Source organism: Streptomyces sp. NPDC060205 (genome assembly GCF_042728395.1).
GTDB lineage: Bacteria > Actinomycetota > Actinomycetes > Streptomycetales > Streptomycetaceae > Streptomyces.
Map to the genome: position 1 here is coordinate 1 of NZ_JBHWZP010000246.1, position 14,073 is coordinate 14,073.

Genomic DNA, 14,073 nt, shown 5'->3' on the forward strand with positions numbered 1-14,073 from the left:
GTTCCCCGCGCCCCTCAAAAGCGGGGCTGCGCCCCTGCTTCTGCCTTTGGGGGCGCGGGGAACTGCGCGGGTGACCCCCACCGGCCCGCGGCGGACAACGCACCCGAGCCACCCCGATCCCGTCCGCGGAGCGTCAGCCGTACATGCGGCGCATCGCGAAGTCCACCATCTGCTCGACCGCCTTCGCGTCGAAGACGATGCGGTGCTCGCCCTCCATGTCCAGGACGAAGCCGTAGCCGGTCGGGAGCAGGTCGATCACCTCGGCCCCGGTGATCACGAAGTACTTGGACTCCTTGCCGGCGTACCGGCGCAGCTCCTTGAGCGAGGTGAACATCGGGATCACCGGCTGCTGCGTGTTGTGCAGCGCCAGGAAGCCGGGATTGTCGCCGCGCGGGCAGTAGACCTTGGACGTGGCGAAGACCTGCTGGAAGTCCTCGGGGGTCAGCGACCCGGTGGTGAACGCGCGCACCGCGTCCGCGAGCGACGGCGGCGACGGCTCCGGGTAGAGCGGCGGCTGCTGGCCGTACCCGCCGACCCCGCCGACCCCACCGGGCATCTGCTGCTGCGGCGGCGGCTGGGGCTGCGCGTACTGCTGCTGCCCCGGTCCCACGTTCTGGTCGTAGCCGTACATGGGGGCAAGAGTACCGACGGCACGGGGGCCCAAGGTCGTCCCGGCCGGATTTCCTCGAACAGGTGGCAGGCGCGCCGACTCGCAGCCGAATGTAGACCCTGCTCACACTTGGACAATCAGGGGTTGCTTCTTATTACCGACGGGTAGCATCATCGTAGCTACTAGTTGGTACGTGAACCAGATGCGTGCCGGCCGCGAACCGTGGTTCGCACCACGTAGCCCGACCAGGTACGAGGATTGACCACCTCCCCGATCCCTTAACGGAGCCGTCGCCATGGGGCACTACAAGTCGAATCTCCGCGACATCGAGTTCAACCTCTTCGAGGTGCTCGGGCGCGACAAGCTGTACGGCACCGGCCCGTTCGCGGAGATGGACACCGAGACCGCCAAGAGCATCCTCGAAGAGCTGACCCGCCTCTCGGAGAACGAGCTGGCGGAGTCCTTCACGGACGCCGACCGCACCCCCCCGGTCTTCGACCCGGAGACCAACACCGCGCCCGTCCCGGCGTCCTTCAAGAAGTCCTACCAGGCCTTCATGGACTCCGAGTACTGGCGGCTCGGCCTGCCCGAGGAGATCGGCGGCACCACCGCGCCCCGCTCCCTGATCTGGGCGTACGCGGAGCTGGTGCTCGGCGCGAACCCGGCGGTCTGGATGTACTCCTCCGGCCCCGCGTTCGCGGGCATCCTCTTCGAAGAGGGCAACGACGTCCAGAAGCACATCGCGAAGATCGCCGTGGACAAGCAGTGGGGCTCCACCATGGTCCTCACCGAGCCGGACGCCGGCTCGGACGTCGGCGCGGGCCGCACCAAGGCGGTCCAGCAGGAGGACGGCTCCTGGCACATCGAGGGCGTGAAGCGCTTCATCACGTCCGGTGAGCACGACATGTCGGAGAACATCCTCCACTACGTGCTCGCCCGCCCCGAGGGCGCCGGCCCCGGCACCAAGGGCCTGTCCCTCTTCCTCGTACCGAAGTACGAGTTCGACTTCGAGACCGGCGAGCTGGGCGAGCGCAACGGCGTGTACGCCACGAACGTCGAGCACAAGATGGGCCTCAAGGCCTCCAACACCTGCGAGATGACGTTCGGCGACCGCCACCCCGCCAAGGGCTGGCTCATCGGCGACAAGCACGACGGCATCCGCCAGATGTTCCGCATCATCGAGTTCGCCCGCATGATGGTCGGCACGAAGGCGATCTCCACGCTCTCCACGGGCTACCTGAACGCGCTGGAGTACGCCAAGGAGCGCGTCCAGGGCCCCGACCTCGCGCAGTTCATGGACAAGACCGCGCCCAAGGTCACCATCACGCACCACCCGGACGTGCGCCGCTCGCTCATGACGCAGAAGGCGTACGCGGAGGGCATGCGCGCGCTGGTGCTGCACACCGCCGCGATCCAGGACGAGATCCAGGTCAAGGAGGCCGAGGGCGAGGACGCGTCCGCCCTCGAAGCGCTCAACGACCTGCTCCTGCCCATCGTGAAGGGCTACGGCTCCGAGAAGGGTTACGAGCAGCTCGCCCAGTCGCTGCAGACGTTCGGCGGCTCCGGGTTCCTCCAGGAGTACCCGATCGAGCAGTACATCCGCGACGCGAAGATCGACACGCTGTACGAGGGCACGACCGCGATCCAGGGCCAGGACTTCTTCTTCCGGAAGATCGTCCGCAACCAGGGCGCCGCGCTGAACTCGCTCGCCGAGGACATCAAGAAGTTCCTGGCGCTCGGCACGGGCGGCGAGGAGCTGTCCGGCGCGCGTGAGCACCTCGCCAAGGCGGCCGTCGAGCTGGAGGCCATCGTCGGCCTGATGCTCACGGACCTCGCGGCGACCGAGCAGGACGTCAAGAACATCTACAAGGTCGGGCTGAACACCACCCGCCTGCTGATGGCCTCCGGTGACGTCGTCGTCGGCTACCTGCTCCTGAAGGGCGCGGCCGTCGCCGCCGAGAAGCTGGAGACGGCCTCGGCGAAGGACCGGGCGTTCTACACCGGCAAGATCGCGGCGGCCACCTTCTTCGCCGCGAACGTCCTGCCGGGCGTCACGGGCGCGCGCAAGCTCGCCGAGGCGGTCGAGCTGGACCTGATGGACCTGGACGAGGCGGCGTTCTGAGCGGGGCTTACCTCGGGGGCTGCCGCCCCCGGACCCCCGAATCGGCCTGAACGGCCTCGTCCTCAAACGCCGGACGGGCTGAAAGGCTGGGGCGCAGCCCCAGCCTTTCAGGGGCGCGGGGAACTGCGCGACCAGCCACACACGACCCGCACCCGACCCCACAGCCGACACGGGGCAGGGGCGCAGCCCCGCCCTCCAGGGGCGCGGGGAACTGCGCGGCCGACCCCCACCGGCCCGCACCCGACAGCGCACCCCGCCCCTTCCCCGCCAAAGGGCCCGTTCCCATCCAAGGGAGCGGGCCCTCGTCCGTCGTTAAGGTGAACCCATGCGCACACCCCCCCGCTTCGACCGCGGACACACCGACGACCTCATGTCCTTCCTGGCGGCGAGCCCGTCCCCGTACCACGCGGTGGCGAACGCCGCCGAGCGGTTGGAGAAGGCCGGCTTCCGCCAGGTCGCGGAGACCGACGCGTGGGACGGGACCACCGGCGGCAAGTACGTGCTGCGCGGCGGCGCGATCGTGGCCTGGTACGTGCCGGAGGGCGCCGAGCCGCACACCCCCTTCCGTATCGTCGGCGCGCACACCGACTCCCCCAACCTGCGCGTGAAGCCGCGCCCCGACAGCGGCGGCCACGGCTGGAGACAGGTCGCGGTCGAGGTCTACGGCGGCCCGCTGCTCAACTCCTGGCTGGACCGCGACCTCGGACTGGCCGGCCGGCTGTCGCTGCGGGACGGTTCGACGCGGCTCGTGAACGTCGACCGCGCGCTGCTGCGGGTGCCGCAGCTCGCCATCCACCTGGACCGTTCCGTCACCGCCGAGGGCCTCAAGCTCGACAAGCAGCGGCATCTGCAGCCCGTCTGGGGGCTCGGCGACGACGTGCACGACGGCGATCTGATCCGCTTCCTTGAGCAGGAGGCCGGCATCCCCGAGGGCGAGACCGTCGGCTGGGACCTGATGGTCCACTCGATCGAACCGCCCGCCTACCTGGGCCGCGACAAGGACCTCGTCGCGGGCCCGCGCATGGACAACCTGCTGTCCGTGCACGCCGGTACGGCGGCGCTGGCGGCCGTGGCCACCTCCGAGGAGCCCCTGCCGTACATCCCGGTCCTCGCGGCGTTCGACCACGAGGAGAACGGCTCGCAGTCCGACACGGGCGCGGACGGCCCGCTGCTCGGCGGCGTGCTGGAACGTTCGGTCTTCGCGCGCGGAGGCTCGTACGAGGACCGGGCGCGGGCCTTCGCCGGCACGGTCTGTCTCTCCTCCGACACGGGCCACGCCGTGCACCCGAACTACGCGGAGCGCCACGACCCGACGCACCACCCGCGCGCGGGCGAGGGCCCGATCCTCAAGGTGAACGTCAACAACCGCTACGCCACGGACGGTTCGGGCCGCGCGGTCTTCGCCACGGCCTGCGACAAGGCCGGGGTGCCCTTCCAGACCTTCGTCTCCAACAACTCCATGCCCTGCGGCACGACCATCGGCCCCATCACCGCGGCCCGCCACGGCATCAAGACGGTCGACATCGGCGTGGCCATCCTGTCGATGCACAGCGCCCGCGAACTGTGCGGCGCGGCCGACCCGTTCCTGCTGGCGAACGCGCTGGTGGCGTTCCTGGAGGGCTAGGCGGTCCCCCCGGGGTACCTCCTGGGAATCCCCAACTGGCAGGTCCGATCGGCGAGTCGGTCACACGCCGCTTCCCTGACGTCTCGTCCGCCGCTGCATGGAGGGGCCGGGTCCGGGTACCCGCACTGGGCCCGGGACCGTACGGTCTCCGGGCCCGGCACGAGACCGTGCGCAACAGGAGGCGACATCCAATGGGCCTGGGCGGATGCATCATTCTGATCGCCGCAGGAGCGATCCTCACGTTCGCGACCGACTGGGACATGCAGGGGGTCAACCTCGACCTGGTCGGCGTCATCTTCATGATCGTCGGCCTGATCGGCGTGGCGACCTTCAGCAGTATCGCCAGGCGTCGGCGCGCCGTGGTGGCGCCGCCGACCACCACGGTGATCGACGACCAGCGGCACCACAACCACAGCGGCTACAGCGACGGTTACGGCGGCTGACCGGCGTACGCGCCGTCTGATACATGTCGTCCGAGGCGAGCGGGCGTCGCCCGAGGTGACGAAGGGCCGGGGCGGCGGGCCGACGGGTTCCGGGCCCCGCTCCCGCCGTAGCCGTAGCCCGGTCATGGTGCCGCCGAACTCGGTACGGATCCGGGTACGGGTACGGGCAGGTCGAACCAGACCGCCTTGCCCTCCGGGTGGGTCTGCCCGCCGTACGGGATGTCCGGACCGTGGCCCCAGCGGCCCTCCGTGAGGCTGTCCACGAGGTAGAGGCCCCGGCCACCGCCGCGCTCCCAGGTCTCGGCCGACAGTTCCCTTATCACCGGCGGGTTCTCATCCCCGTCGTACACCACCACGCGCACCTTCCCCTCCTCCACCGCCAGCCACAGCACGGTGCCGTCGCCTTTGGCGTGCACGCAGGCGTTGGTGACGAGTTCGGAGGTACAGAGGATCGCGTCGTCCACGAGGCCGTGGTCCAGTTCCAGGACGCGCAGGACGGTGGCGACGAACTCGCGGGCGATGTGGGGGGAGGTGTCGCGCGGTGGGCAGATGAGGGTGTACGAGGGCATGGGGTATCGACTCCGGTGGGGGTGAGGGGTTCACGCAGGCCCGGCCGCGCTGCTGTCCGGCGCCCCGGGGTCGACCGGCCGGGGTGGCGCTTCCAACGGGGTCTTGGCGTACGGGAGTTGCGAATGAGTGACCTTATGGGCACTCTCCGTGAGTACGATGACGACGGTAGCGGTGATAATTACACCCACGCAACCTCGTCGGACGAACTCCACTCTCACGCGACAGGGAAGACGCCATGCCACCAAGGACAGCCCCCACCGCGCGGCAGCTGCGTATCGGCGCCGAGCTGCGCAGATTGCGCGAGGCCGCAGGTGTGGTGTCCCGCGACGCGGCCGGGTTCCTCGGCACGAGCCAGGCGCAGATCAGCAACATCGAGGCCGGGAAGAACGGCATCAGCGAAGCGCGGCTGCGCAGACTCGCCCATATCTACGCCTGTGACGATGCCCAACTCGTCGACGCGCTGGCGGAGATGGCGAACACGCAGGGACAGGGCTGGTGGGAGGAGTACCGCGGCGTTCTGCCTCCTGCGGCCCCCGATCTCGCGGAGCTGGAACACCATGCGTCGTACGTACGCACGTTCCAGGTTGTGCACATCCCCGGCGTCCTGCAGACGGAAGAACACGTGCGTGCGGCTTCGCTCTTCGTGCAACCGGATCTTCCGGATGATGACCGCGAAGCTCGCGTCAGGTTCCGGATGCGGCGTAGGCACGTACTTGAGCGTGGCACGCCGTACGACGTGATCATCCACGAGGCCGCACTACGTATGCGTGTCGGCGGGCCGAGAGTCACCCGCGCGCAGCTTGAGCACATCCTCCTCACGGCCGAGAGGGAGACCGTCACGATCCGCGTCATCCCGTTCACAGCAGACGGCTTCGCCGGTGCGGGACACTCCATGCAGTACGTCGGCGGAGTCGTTCCACGCCTGGACACGGTGCAAATCGACTCCTCGCACGGAGCAGTTTTCATCGATGCCCCAGCCCAACTGGGACGCTACCAAGCCCGCTTCGCCAGCGTTGACAACGCCGCCCTGACTCAGGACGCTTCCCTCGACCTCATCCGCCGTATCACCCGAGAGCTCTGAAGGGCCCCATGGCTCGCGACCTCCACTGGCAGAAGTCGACGTTCTCCGGAGGCGGTGATGACGAGGACTGCCTGGAGATATCCGCTACCCCCACCACCCTCCACCTCCGCGAGAGCGACACCCCGACCGCAATCCTCTCGCCCACCTCCGCCGCCCTGCACGCGCTGCTCACGGCGGTGAAATATGCGCCCCGCAGGTCTTCCGATGCCCACTGGCAGAAGTCCTCGTACTCCGCAGGCGACGCGGACAACGACTGCCTGGAGATATGCGCCACCCCCACCCTCCACCTCCGCGAGAGCGACACCCCAGCCACCGTCCTCTCGCCCACCCCCACCGCCCTGAACGCCCTGCTCACGGCAGTGAAACGGCAGTGAGCAGGGCAGTGACGGCTCGGGTCAGCTCAACGCGTGGCCCGTCGTCTCGTCCACATGGGCCGGTACCTCGTCGTGGCGGTCCCCGACCGTGGACGTGCCGGTCGGTTCGAGCATGAGGATCTCGGTCGGCACGGGAGCGTACGGCTTGTGCTCCGTGCCGCGCGGGACCGTGAAGACACTGCCCCTGGGCAGGACGACCGTCCGCTCACCGCCCGCCTCGCGCAGCGCGATGTGCAGTTCGCCGTCCAGGACCAGGAAGAACTCGTCGGTGTGGTCGTGGACGTGCCAGAGGTGTTCACCCTCGACCTTGGCCACGCGGACGTCGTAGTCGTTGACCGCGGTGACGATGCGAGGACCCCACCGCTCGGTGAACGAGGCCAGGGCGGCGGACAGGGCAACAGGTTCCGTACGTGCGCTCATACCGCTCATCGTCGGCGATGGCGCACGGCTCGGACCAGTGCTAGAAATCGCACATGCCGCATGGATCCTCGCATCGCGTGGCCGTGATCGTCGACGAGGGCACCAACCCCTTCGAGGTCGGCGTCGCGACCGAGCTGTTCGGGCTGCCCCGCCCCGAACTCGGCCTCCCGAACCCCCTGTACGAGCTGACGCTGTGCACGCCCACCCCCGACATCCGGATGAACCACGGCTTCTTCACCCTGAGCGGCGTGCCAGGACTGGACGCGGTGGACAGCGCGGACACCCTCGTCGTCCCAGGCCGCCCCGACAACGTCGTACCGCGCGGCGAAGCCGTCCTCGACGCCGTCCGGCGCACCCACGCGCGGGGCGCCCGCGTCGTGAGCCTGTGCACCGGGAGTTTCGCGCTCGCCGAGGCCGGGATCCTGGACGGGCGCCGGGCCACCACCCACTGGCGCTGGGCCGGCCTCTTCCGGGAACTGCACCCGAAGGTCCTCCTGGAGCCGGACGTGCTGTTCGTGGACGAGGGAGACGTCCTGACCGCGGCGGGCAGCGCGGCAGCCCTCGACCTCGGGCTCTACATCGTCCGGCGCGACCACGGCGCCGAGATCGCGAACGCCGTGTCCCGACGCCTCGTCTTCGCCGCCCACCGCGACGGCGGACAGCGGCAGTTCACCGAACGCCCGCTCCCCGACGTACCCGACGAGTCCCTGGCACCCCTGCTCGCCTGGGCCGGGGAACGGATCGGCGAACCCCTCACCGTCCCGGACCTCGCGGCGCACGCGGCCGTCAGCCCCGCCACACTGCACCGCCGTTTCCGCGCCCAGCTCGGGACGACCCCGCTGGCCTGGCTGACCGCCGAGCGGGTCGCCCTGGCCTGCCGGCTCATCGAACGCGGCGAGGAACGGCTCGACATCGTGGCGCAGCGCAGCGGCCTCGGTACCGCCGCCAACCTGCGGGCCCGCCTGCGGCGCGAGACGGGACTCAGCCCGACGGCCTACCGCCGGCGTTTCGGACCGTCCGCCGGGGAAGCGCTAGAGGCATGAGATTCCTCGTACGCGACCGGCTCCTGGGCTTCGGTGACGACTACTGGATCGAGGACGAGCAGGGCCGCAAGGCCTTCCTCGTCGACGGCAAGGCGATGCGGCTGCGGGACACCTTCGAGCTGAAGGACCGGCAGGGGCGCGTGCTGATCGACATCCACAAGAAGATGCTCGCGCTGCGGGACACGATGGTCGTCGAGCGGGACGGCGAACCGCTGGCGACCATCCGGCGCAAACGGCTGTCGCTGCTGCGCAACCACTATCGCGTGACGCTCGCGGACGGTACCGAGCTGGACGTCAGCGGCAAGATCCTGGACCGGGAGTTCGTCGTCGAGTACGACGGCGAACTGCTCGCCCTCATCTCGCGCCGGTGGCTGCGGGTGCGCGAGACGTACGGCGTCGAGGTCGTACGCGACGACGCGGATCCGGCGCTGCTGATCGCGGTGGCGGTGTGCGTGATCCACCTGGCGGAGGCCGAGTCGGACTGACACGGGGGCCAGCCCCCGAACCCCCGGAGGCTAACTACTAGCCCGTCCGGCGTTTGAGGACGAGCGCGCAGCGCGACAGGGGGGCGAGGGGGCGCAGCCCCCATACGTGGACGGGAACGGGTAGGGGCGGCGGGGGCGAAAAAACCCGGCACCCCCTCAGCGCCGCGGCACCGCGCCCCCCAGCAGCCGATCCTTCAGCGCGGGAAACTGCTCCCGCGTAACCCCCACCCGCGCGGGATCGAAGTCCACCACAAGGACCTCCTCCCCGGCCCCCGCCTCGGCGAGAACCTCCCCCCAGGGATCGACCACGATCGAATACCCCGCCTGCGGCACCCCCGCATGCACCCCCGCGGTCCCACAGGCAAGCACATACGCCTGATCCTCGACGGCCCGCGCCCGCGCCAGCAGCGTCCAGTGCGAGCGCCGCCGCTCGGGCCACCCCGCGGAGACGACGAGCGTCTCGGCCCCGGCGTCGACGAGCCCCCGGAAGAGCTCGGGGAAGCGGAGGTCGTAACAGGTGGCCAGCCCGACCGTGGTGTCCGGCAGCGGCACGGTGACCAGCTCGGAGCCGGCACCCATCAGCACGGCCTCGCCCTTGTCGAAGCCGAAGCGATGGATCTTGCGGTACGTGGCGACGAGTTCACCGGACGGCGAGTAGACGAGGGAGGTGTTGTAGAGCCCCTCACCTGTCACCCGTTCGGGAATCGACCCGGCGTGCAACCACACGCCCGCGTCACTCGCCGCCTTGGCCATCACTTCATGAGTGGGCCCTTCGAGCGGCTCGGCCTCGGTGTCGAACGACTCGTAGGCGAAGGCGCCGGTCGTCCACAGTTCGGGCAGGATCACCAGGTCGGACCCGGTCTGCTGCCGTACGAGCGAGGCGACGCGCTGCCTGCGGGCGTCGACCGATTCGGCCTCGTCCACAGCGATCTGGAGGAGAGAGGCGCGCACACTACCACCGTCCTGGCATTCGAGGCTTTGATACGGGCCTACGATCGTCACACGAAAGCACTGCCGGGGTGCCTCACAGCAGCGTAACTTAGCGTCCCAAGACACCCGCAGCCTGTGTTCTGCCCGCGCCCAACCGCCCGAGGGGTCCCGTTCCGTGAGTCTGCATCCCAGCCTTCAGTCCTACGCCGACGCCTGGACGCACTCCATCGACGCGATATCCGATCTCGTGTCGCCGCTGGTGGAGGGTGAATGGAACCGGCGGACTCCATGCCCTGGCTGGTCGGTGCGCGACATCGTCTCCCATGTGATCGGCCTCGACTGCGAGGCGCTGGGCGACCCCCGGCCGATCCACACGCTCCCCCGCGACCTGTACCACGTGACGAACGAGCACCAGCGGTACATGGAGATGCAGGTCGACGTCCGCCGTCACCACACCGCTCCGGAGATGACCTCCGAGCTGGAGTACACGGTCATCCGCCGCAACCGTCAGCTGCGTAACGAGTCCCGCCAGCCCGACGCGCTGGTCCGCGGCCCGCTCGGCACCGAGGTCACCCTCGAAGAGTCCATGCGCAACCGGGCGTTCGACCTCTGGGTGCACGAACAGGACCTGCGCATCACACTCGGCCGGCCGGGCAACCTCGACTCCCCGGGCGCGTACGTCACCCGTGACGTCCTGCTCAGCAGGCTCCCCAAGGTCGTCGCCAAGGACGCGGGCGCACCGGCGAACTCGGCGATCGTCTTCGACGTGCACGGCCCCGTCGAGTTCCTGCGCACGGTCCGCGTCGACGCGGACGGTGTCGGCTCGATAGACGGTTCCCCCTCCCTCGGCCCGGCCGCCACCCTCGCCCTCGACTGGGAGACCTACGTCCGCCTGGCCTGCGGCCGCGTAACCCCGGAAGCGGTCGCGGACCGCCTCAAAACAGAGGGCGACCCGGACCTCACGGCAGCAATCCTCCACAACTTCACGGTCACGCCGTAGTTCTGATTCCCAGCCGGCTCGCGACATTTTCATCCCGTCCCGCGTCACTTTCAGCCCGTCCGGCGTTTGAGGACAAAGGGGGGCGAGGGGGCGCAGCCCCCATGCAGTGACGGGAAGGGTAGGGGCGGCGGGGGCGAAAACCCCCGCACACCCCCCTACGCCGGCACGTGCACCGTCTCCACCCGGCTCGCAACCAACCGCTCCCGCTCCCGCCGAGCCGCAAGCCTCCGCAACCGAAGAATCTGACTCAGCCCCAGCGCCTGCAGCACGAACACGGCGGAGAACGCGACGCCGTAACTCCCCCCGGTCGCGTCCAACAGCACCCCCACCGCGAACAACGTCGTCATGGACGCCACGAACCCACCCATGTTGGTGATCCCGGAGGCGGTCCCCTGCCGCTCGGGCGGATTCGCCGGCCGGGCGAAGTCGAACCCGATCATCGAGGCGGGCCCGCACGCGCCGAGCACCACGCACAGCACGATCAGCAGCCACATCGGCGCGTGCTCGGCGGGGTACGCGAGCGTGGCGGCCCACACGATCGCCGTGGACAGGACCGTGCCGAGCGCCAGCGGCAGCCGCGCCGCGTGGTGCCGGGCGACGATCTGCCCGTACACCAGGCCTATGAGCATGTTGGAGAGCACGACGAGGGTGAGGAGTTCGCCGGCCGTCGCGCGGGACAGGCCCTGGGCCTCGACGAGGAACGGCAGCCCCCACAGCAGCAGGAACACCATCGCCGGGAACTGGGTCGTGAAGTGCACCCACAGCCCGAGCCGGGTGCCGGGCTCCCGCCAGGACGCGGCGATCTGACGGCGTACGTACGCGGCTCCCCGGTGCGGGAACGGCTCCGGCTCGTGTCCCTCGGGGTGGTCCTTCAGGAACGCCAGCATCAGGACGAGGACGACGACACCGGCGACCGAACTGCCCGCGAACGCGGCCGTCCAGCCGACTCCGTGCAGCAACCGGGCCAGGACGAGCGTCGAGACGAGGTTGCCCGCCATGCCCACCAGCCCGGCGAGCTGGGCGACCATCGGTCCGCGCCGGGCCGGGAACCAGCGCGAGCCGAGCCGCAGCACGCTGATGAACGTCATGGCGTCACCGCAGCCGAGCAGTGCGCGCGAGGCCAGCGCCGTTCCGTACGTCGGTGAGAACGCGAAGCCCAGCTGGCCGATCGTGAACAGCACGACGCCGAGGGTCAGCACCTTCTTCGTGCCCAGCCGGTCGACCATCAGGCCGACGGGTATCTGCATGCCCGCGTAGACGAGGAGCTGGAGGATCGAGAAGGTGGAGAGCGCGGAGGCGTTGACGTGGAAGCGGTCGGCGGCGTCGAGGCCGGCCACCCCCAGCGACGTACGGAAGATCACCGCGACGAAGTAGACGGAGACGCCGACGGACCAGACCGTGACGGCCCGGCGCCCGCCCGGCGGATCGCCGGGCAGGCTCAGCGAGGACGACGAGGACGACGAGGACGAGCTCATCGGACGTCTCCCCGGGCGAGGTTGGAGAACCAGCTGACATGGCGGTGGACCAGGTCGACCGCCGCCTCGGCGTCGCCGGAGCGCAGCGCGTCGAGGATCTCCTGGTGCTCGGTGAGCGTCTTGGTGATCCGGTCGGGGTGGGCGTGCATCACGGCGACGCCCATCCTCAGCTGCCGGTCGCGCAGCTGGTCGTAGAGGCGGGAGAGGATCTCGTTGCCCCCGCTGCGGACGATCTCGGCGTGGAAGCAGCGGTCGGTGACGGCGGCTCCGGCCAGGTCACCGGCGGCGGCCTGGTCCTGCTGCTTCGCGAGGAGTTCGGTCAGGCGCTCGATCAGCGCGGGCGAGGCCGGCACCGCCTTGCGGATCGCGTGCGCCTCGACGAGCTGCCGGGTCTCCACCACGTCCGCGATCTCCTGCGCGGAGACGGGCAGGACGAGGGCTCCCTTCTTCGGGTAGAGCCGGATCAACCCCTCGACTTCCAGTTTGAGCAATGCCTCGCGCACCGGCGTCCGCGAGACACCGACGGCGTCGGCGAGCTCGCCCTCGGTGAGCAGGGTCCCGCCCTCGTACCGGCGCTCCAGCACAGCTTGTTTGACGTGCGCGTATACGCGTTCGGCGGCGGGCGGCGACTTCACGGCGGGGGACGGGGCGGAAGGCATGCGCACAGCATAGATACAACACGTACGCATCGTCTCGGGCGGTCCAGGATATGGACGAGGTAAAAAGGGGCACCCCGCTTCAGAAACTGCACATCCTTTTGTGCTACTCGTGTGTCTGAAGAGAAGGCGCCACCGCCAAGTGGGCGCCCTCTTGGGGCATTTGACACCAGTTCGGTGTTTCCAACGTAATCGGGGTAATCGACTTGATAACTGCCATTAAGGGCACGCGTGTCCGCAGAGCTGCCGCAGTGGTCTTCACCACCGGAGCCGTGCTCGCGACCGGTGCCCTCGGCACGGCGCCCGCGCAAGCCCTCACGAAGCCCACGATCGCCGCCAAGGGCGGCTTCGTGATGAACAACGGCACGGGCACGTCGCTCTACACCAAGGCAGCGGACACCCGCCGCTCCACCGGCTCCACCACGAAGATCATGACCGCGAAGGTCGTGCTGTCCCAGCCGAACCTCAACCTGGACGCCAAGGTCACCATCCAGAAGGCGTACAGCGACTACATCGTCGCCAACACGGCCTCCTCGGCCCGTCTGATCGTCGGCGACAAGGTCACCGTGCGCCAGCTGCTGTACGGCCTGATGCTGCCGTCCGGCTGCGACGCCGCGTACGCCCTCGCCGACAAGTTCGGTTCGGGCTCGACGCGTGCCGCCCGAGTGAAGTCGTTCATCGGCAAGATGAACAAGCAGGCCAAGGACCTGGGCCTGACGAACACGAAGTTCGACTCGTTCGACGGCATCGGCAACGGCTCGAACTACTCGACGCCGCGTGACCTCACGAAGATCACCCGAAGCGCGCTGAAGAGTGCCAACTTCCGCGCGATCGTGAAGACGAAGAAGTACACGGCGAAGACCATCACGAAGACCGGCAGCACCCGCACGATGGCGCCGTGGACCAACACCAACGGTCTGCTCAGCAGCTACTCCGGTTCGATCGGTGTGAAGACCGGTTCCGGCCCGGAGGCCAAGTACTGCCTGGTCTTCGCCGCCACGCGCAACGGCAAGACCGTCGTCGGTACGGTGCTGGCGTCCACGTCCATCTCGGCCCGCGAGTCGGACGCGAAGAAGCTGATGAACTACGGCTTCGCCAAGTAACCGGCCCAGCTGAACTGATTGCGCCGTTCCGCGCGCCGGTGTTCAGATAGGGCGCAAGCGGCAAAACTGTGGATTGGGTCAGAACCTCAGCCAGCCGGAAGCTGCTCGCTACGTCACTGCTCAGCAGGCCAGGAAGG

General features: G+C 69.2%; 15 protein-coding genes. 9 read left to right on the forward strand and 6 right to left on the reverse strand.

Features of this window, described 5'->3' with window-relative positions:
- Positions 1–133: 133 nt before the first annotated feature.
- On the reverse strand, positions 134–631 hold the full coding sequence (locus ACFWGJ_RS32110; protein ID WP_384803677.1) for an SseB family protein: 498 nt from the start codon (positions 629–631) through the stop codon (positions 134–136).
- Positions 632–905: 274 nt separating this feature from the next.
- Between ACFWGJ_RS32110 and ACFWGJ_RS32115 the strand changes: the two genes are divergently transcribed.
- From ACFWGJ_RS32115 to ACFWGJ_RS32125, 3 genes are all read left to right on the forward strand, one after another.
- Positions 906–2,732, forward strand: a complete 1,827-nt coding sequence (locus tag ACFWGJ_RS32115) for an acyl-CoA dehydrogenase (RefSeq protein WP_387331715.1) — start codon at positions 906–908, stop codon at positions 2,730–2,732.
- Positions 2,733–3,057: 325 nt separating this feature from the next.
- Entirely contained in the window at positions 3,058–4,356 is a 1,299-nt protein-coding gene (locus ACFWGJ_RS32120) for a M18 family aminopeptidase (protein WP_387331717.1), read from the forward strand.
- Between the two features lie 191 nt (positions 4,357–4,547).
- Positions 4,548–4,799, forward strand: a complete 252-nt coding sequence (locus ACFWGJ_RS32125) for a DUF6458 family protein (RefSeq protein WP_384803686.1) — start codon at positions 4,548–4,550, stop codon at positions 4,797–4,799.
- Positions 4,800–4,921: 122 nt separating this feature from the next.
- Here ACFWGJ_RS32125 and ACFWGJ_RS32130 read toward each other — a convergent pair whose 3' ends face one another.
- A complete protein-coding gene (locus ACFWGJ_RS32130) occupies positions 4,922–5,368 on the reverse strand; it encodes an ATP-binding protein (RefSeq protein WP_381832719.1) in 447 nt (148 codons plus the stop codon).
- A gap of 317 nt (positions 5,369–5,685) precedes the next feature.
- Here ACFWGJ_RS32130 and ACFWGJ_RS32135 point away from each other — a divergent pair, with 317 nt between their 5' ends.
- Both ACFWGJ_RS32135 and ACFWGJ_RS32140 read left to right on the forward strand, forming a co-directional pair.
- Complete coding sequence (locus ACFWGJ_RS32135) at positions 5,686–6,450, forward strand: helix-turn-helix domain-containing protein (protein ID WP_387331719.1); 765 nt, start codon at positions 5,686–5,688, stop codon at positions 6,448–6,450.
- Between the two features lie 8 nt (positions 6,451–6,458).
- A complete protein-coding gene (locus tag ACFWGJ_RS32140) occupies positions 6,459–6,824 on the forward strand; it encodes a DUF397 domain-containing protein (protein ID WP_387331721.1) in 366 nt (121 codons plus the stop codon).
- A gap of 21 nt (positions 6,825–6,845) precedes the next feature.
- On the opposite strand, the gene ACFWGJ_RS32145 is transcribed toward ACFWGJ_RS32140, so the two are convergent.
- Positions 6,846–7,244 (reverse strand): cupin domain-containing protein, encoded by a 399-nt coding sequence (locus ACFWGJ_RS32145; RefSeq protein WP_387331723.1) that lies wholly within the window; start codon positions 7,242–7,244, stop codon positions 6,846–6,848.
- A gap of 53 nt (positions 7,245–7,297) precedes the next feature.
- Between ACFWGJ_RS32145 and ACFWGJ_RS32150 the strand changes: the two genes are divergently transcribed.
- A complete protein-coding gene (locus ACFWGJ_RS32150; protein WP_381833570.1) occupies positions 7,298–8,287 on the forward strand; it encodes a GlxA family transcriptional regulator in 990 nt (329 codons plus the stop codon).
- A complete protein-coding gene (locus ACFWGJ_RS32155; protein ID WP_210881515.1) occupies positions 8,284–8,772 on the forward strand; it encodes an LURP-one-related/scramblase family protein in 489 nt (162 codons plus the stop codon). The genes ACFWGJ_RS32150 and ACFWGJ_RS32155 overlap by 4 nt, the downstream gene beginning before the upstream one ends.
- Before the next feature lie 156 nt (positions 8,773–8,928).
- Here ACFWGJ_RS32155 and ACFWGJ_RS32160 read toward each other — a convergent pair whose 3' ends face one another.
- Complete coding sequence (locus tag ACFWGJ_RS32160) at positions 8,929–9,723, reverse strand: carbon-nitrogen family hydrolase (protein ID WP_387331726.1); 795 nt, start codon at positions 9,721–9,723, stop codon at positions 8,929–8,931.
- A 154-nt stretch (positions 9,724–9,877) separates the two neighbouring features.
- On the opposite strand from ACFWGJ_RS32160, the gene ACFWGJ_RS32165 reads away from it, so the two are divergent.
- Positions 9,878–10,702, forward strand: a complete 825-nt coding sequence (locus ACFWGJ_RS32165; RefSeq protein ID WP_387331728.1) for a maleylpyruvate isomerase family mycothiol-dependent enzyme — start codon at positions 9,878–9,880, stop codon at positions 10,700–10,702.
- 155 nt (positions 10,703–10,857) lie between these two features.
- Here the strand turns inward: ACFWGJ_RS32165 and ACFWGJ_RS32170 are convergent, their stop codons facing one another.
- Both ACFWGJ_RS32170 and ACFWGJ_RS32175 read right to left on the reverse strand, forming a co-directional pair.
- Entirely contained in the window at positions 10,858–12,177 is a 1,320-nt protein-coding gene (locus ACFWGJ_RS32170) for a nitrate/nitrite transporter (protein WP_387331729.1), read from the reverse strand.
- Positions 12,174–12,836: a GntR family transcriptional regulator gene (locus tag ACFWGJ_RS32175; RefSeq protein WP_387331731.1), complete on the reverse strand. Its 663-nt coding sequence runs from the start codon at positions 12,834–12,836 to the stop codon at positions 12,174–12,176. The genes ACFWGJ_RS32170 and ACFWGJ_RS32175 overlap by 4 nt, the downstream gene beginning before the upstream one ends.
- Positions 12,837–13,039: 203 nt before the next feature.
- On the opposite strand from ACFWGJ_RS32175, the gene ACFWGJ_RS32180 reads away from it, so the two are divergent.
- The gene (locus tag ACFWGJ_RS32180; protein WP_387331733.1) at positions 13,040–13,936 is read left to right on the forward strand and encodes a D-alanyl-D-alanine carboxypeptidase family protein; all 897 of its coding nucleotides are present in this window, start codon (positions 13,040–13,042) and stop codon (positions 13,934–13,936) included.
- Positions 13,937–14,073: the final 137 nt, after the last annotated feature.

Coding starts and splice junctions, on each gene's coding strand:
- ACFWGJ_RS32150 (WP_381833570.1), top strand. CDS start 7,298: ATGCCGCATGGATCCTCGCATCGCGTGGCCGTGATCGTCGACGAGGGC.
- ACFWGJ_RS32110 (WP_384803677.1), bottom strand. CDS start 631: ATGTACGGCTACGACCAGAACGTGGGACCGGGGCAGCAGCAGTACGCG.
- ACFWGJ_RS32175 (WP_387331731.1), bottom strand. CDS start 12,836: ATGCCTTCCGCCCCGTCCCCCGCCGTGAAGTCGCCGCCCGCCGCCGAA.
- ACFWGJ_RS32155 (WP_210881515.1), top strand. CDS start 8,284: ATGAGATTCCTCGTACGCGACCGGCTCCTGGGCTTCGGTGACGACTAC.
- ACFWGJ_RS32115 (WP_387331715.1), top strand. CDS start 906: ATGGGGCACTACAAGTCGAATCTCCGCGACATCGAGTTCAACCTCTTC.
- ACFWGJ_RS32170 (WP_387331729.1), bottom strand. CDS start 12,177: ATGAGCTCGTCCTCGTCGTCCTCGTCGTCCTCGCTGAGCCTGCCCGGC.
- ACFWGJ_RS32130 (WP_381832719.1), bottom strand. CDS start 5,368: ATGCCCTCGTACACCCTCATCTGCCCACCGCGCGACACCTCCCCCCAC.
- ACFWGJ_RS32140 (WP_387331721.1), top strand. CDS start 6,459: ATGGCTCGCGACCTCCACTGGCAGAAGTCGACGTTCTCCGGAGGCGGT.
- ACFWGJ_RS32125 (WP_384803686.1), top strand. CDS start 4,548: ATGGGCCTGGGCGGATGCATCATTCTGATCGCCGCAGGAGCGATCCTC.
- ACFWGJ_RS32145 (WP_387331723.1), bottom strand. CDS start 7,244: ATGAGCGCACGTACGGAACCTGTTGCCCTGTCCGCCGCCCTGGCCTCG.
- ACFWGJ_RS32120 (WP_387331717.1), top strand. CDS start 3,058: ATGCGCACACCCCCCCGCTTCGACCGCGGACACACCGACGACCTCATG.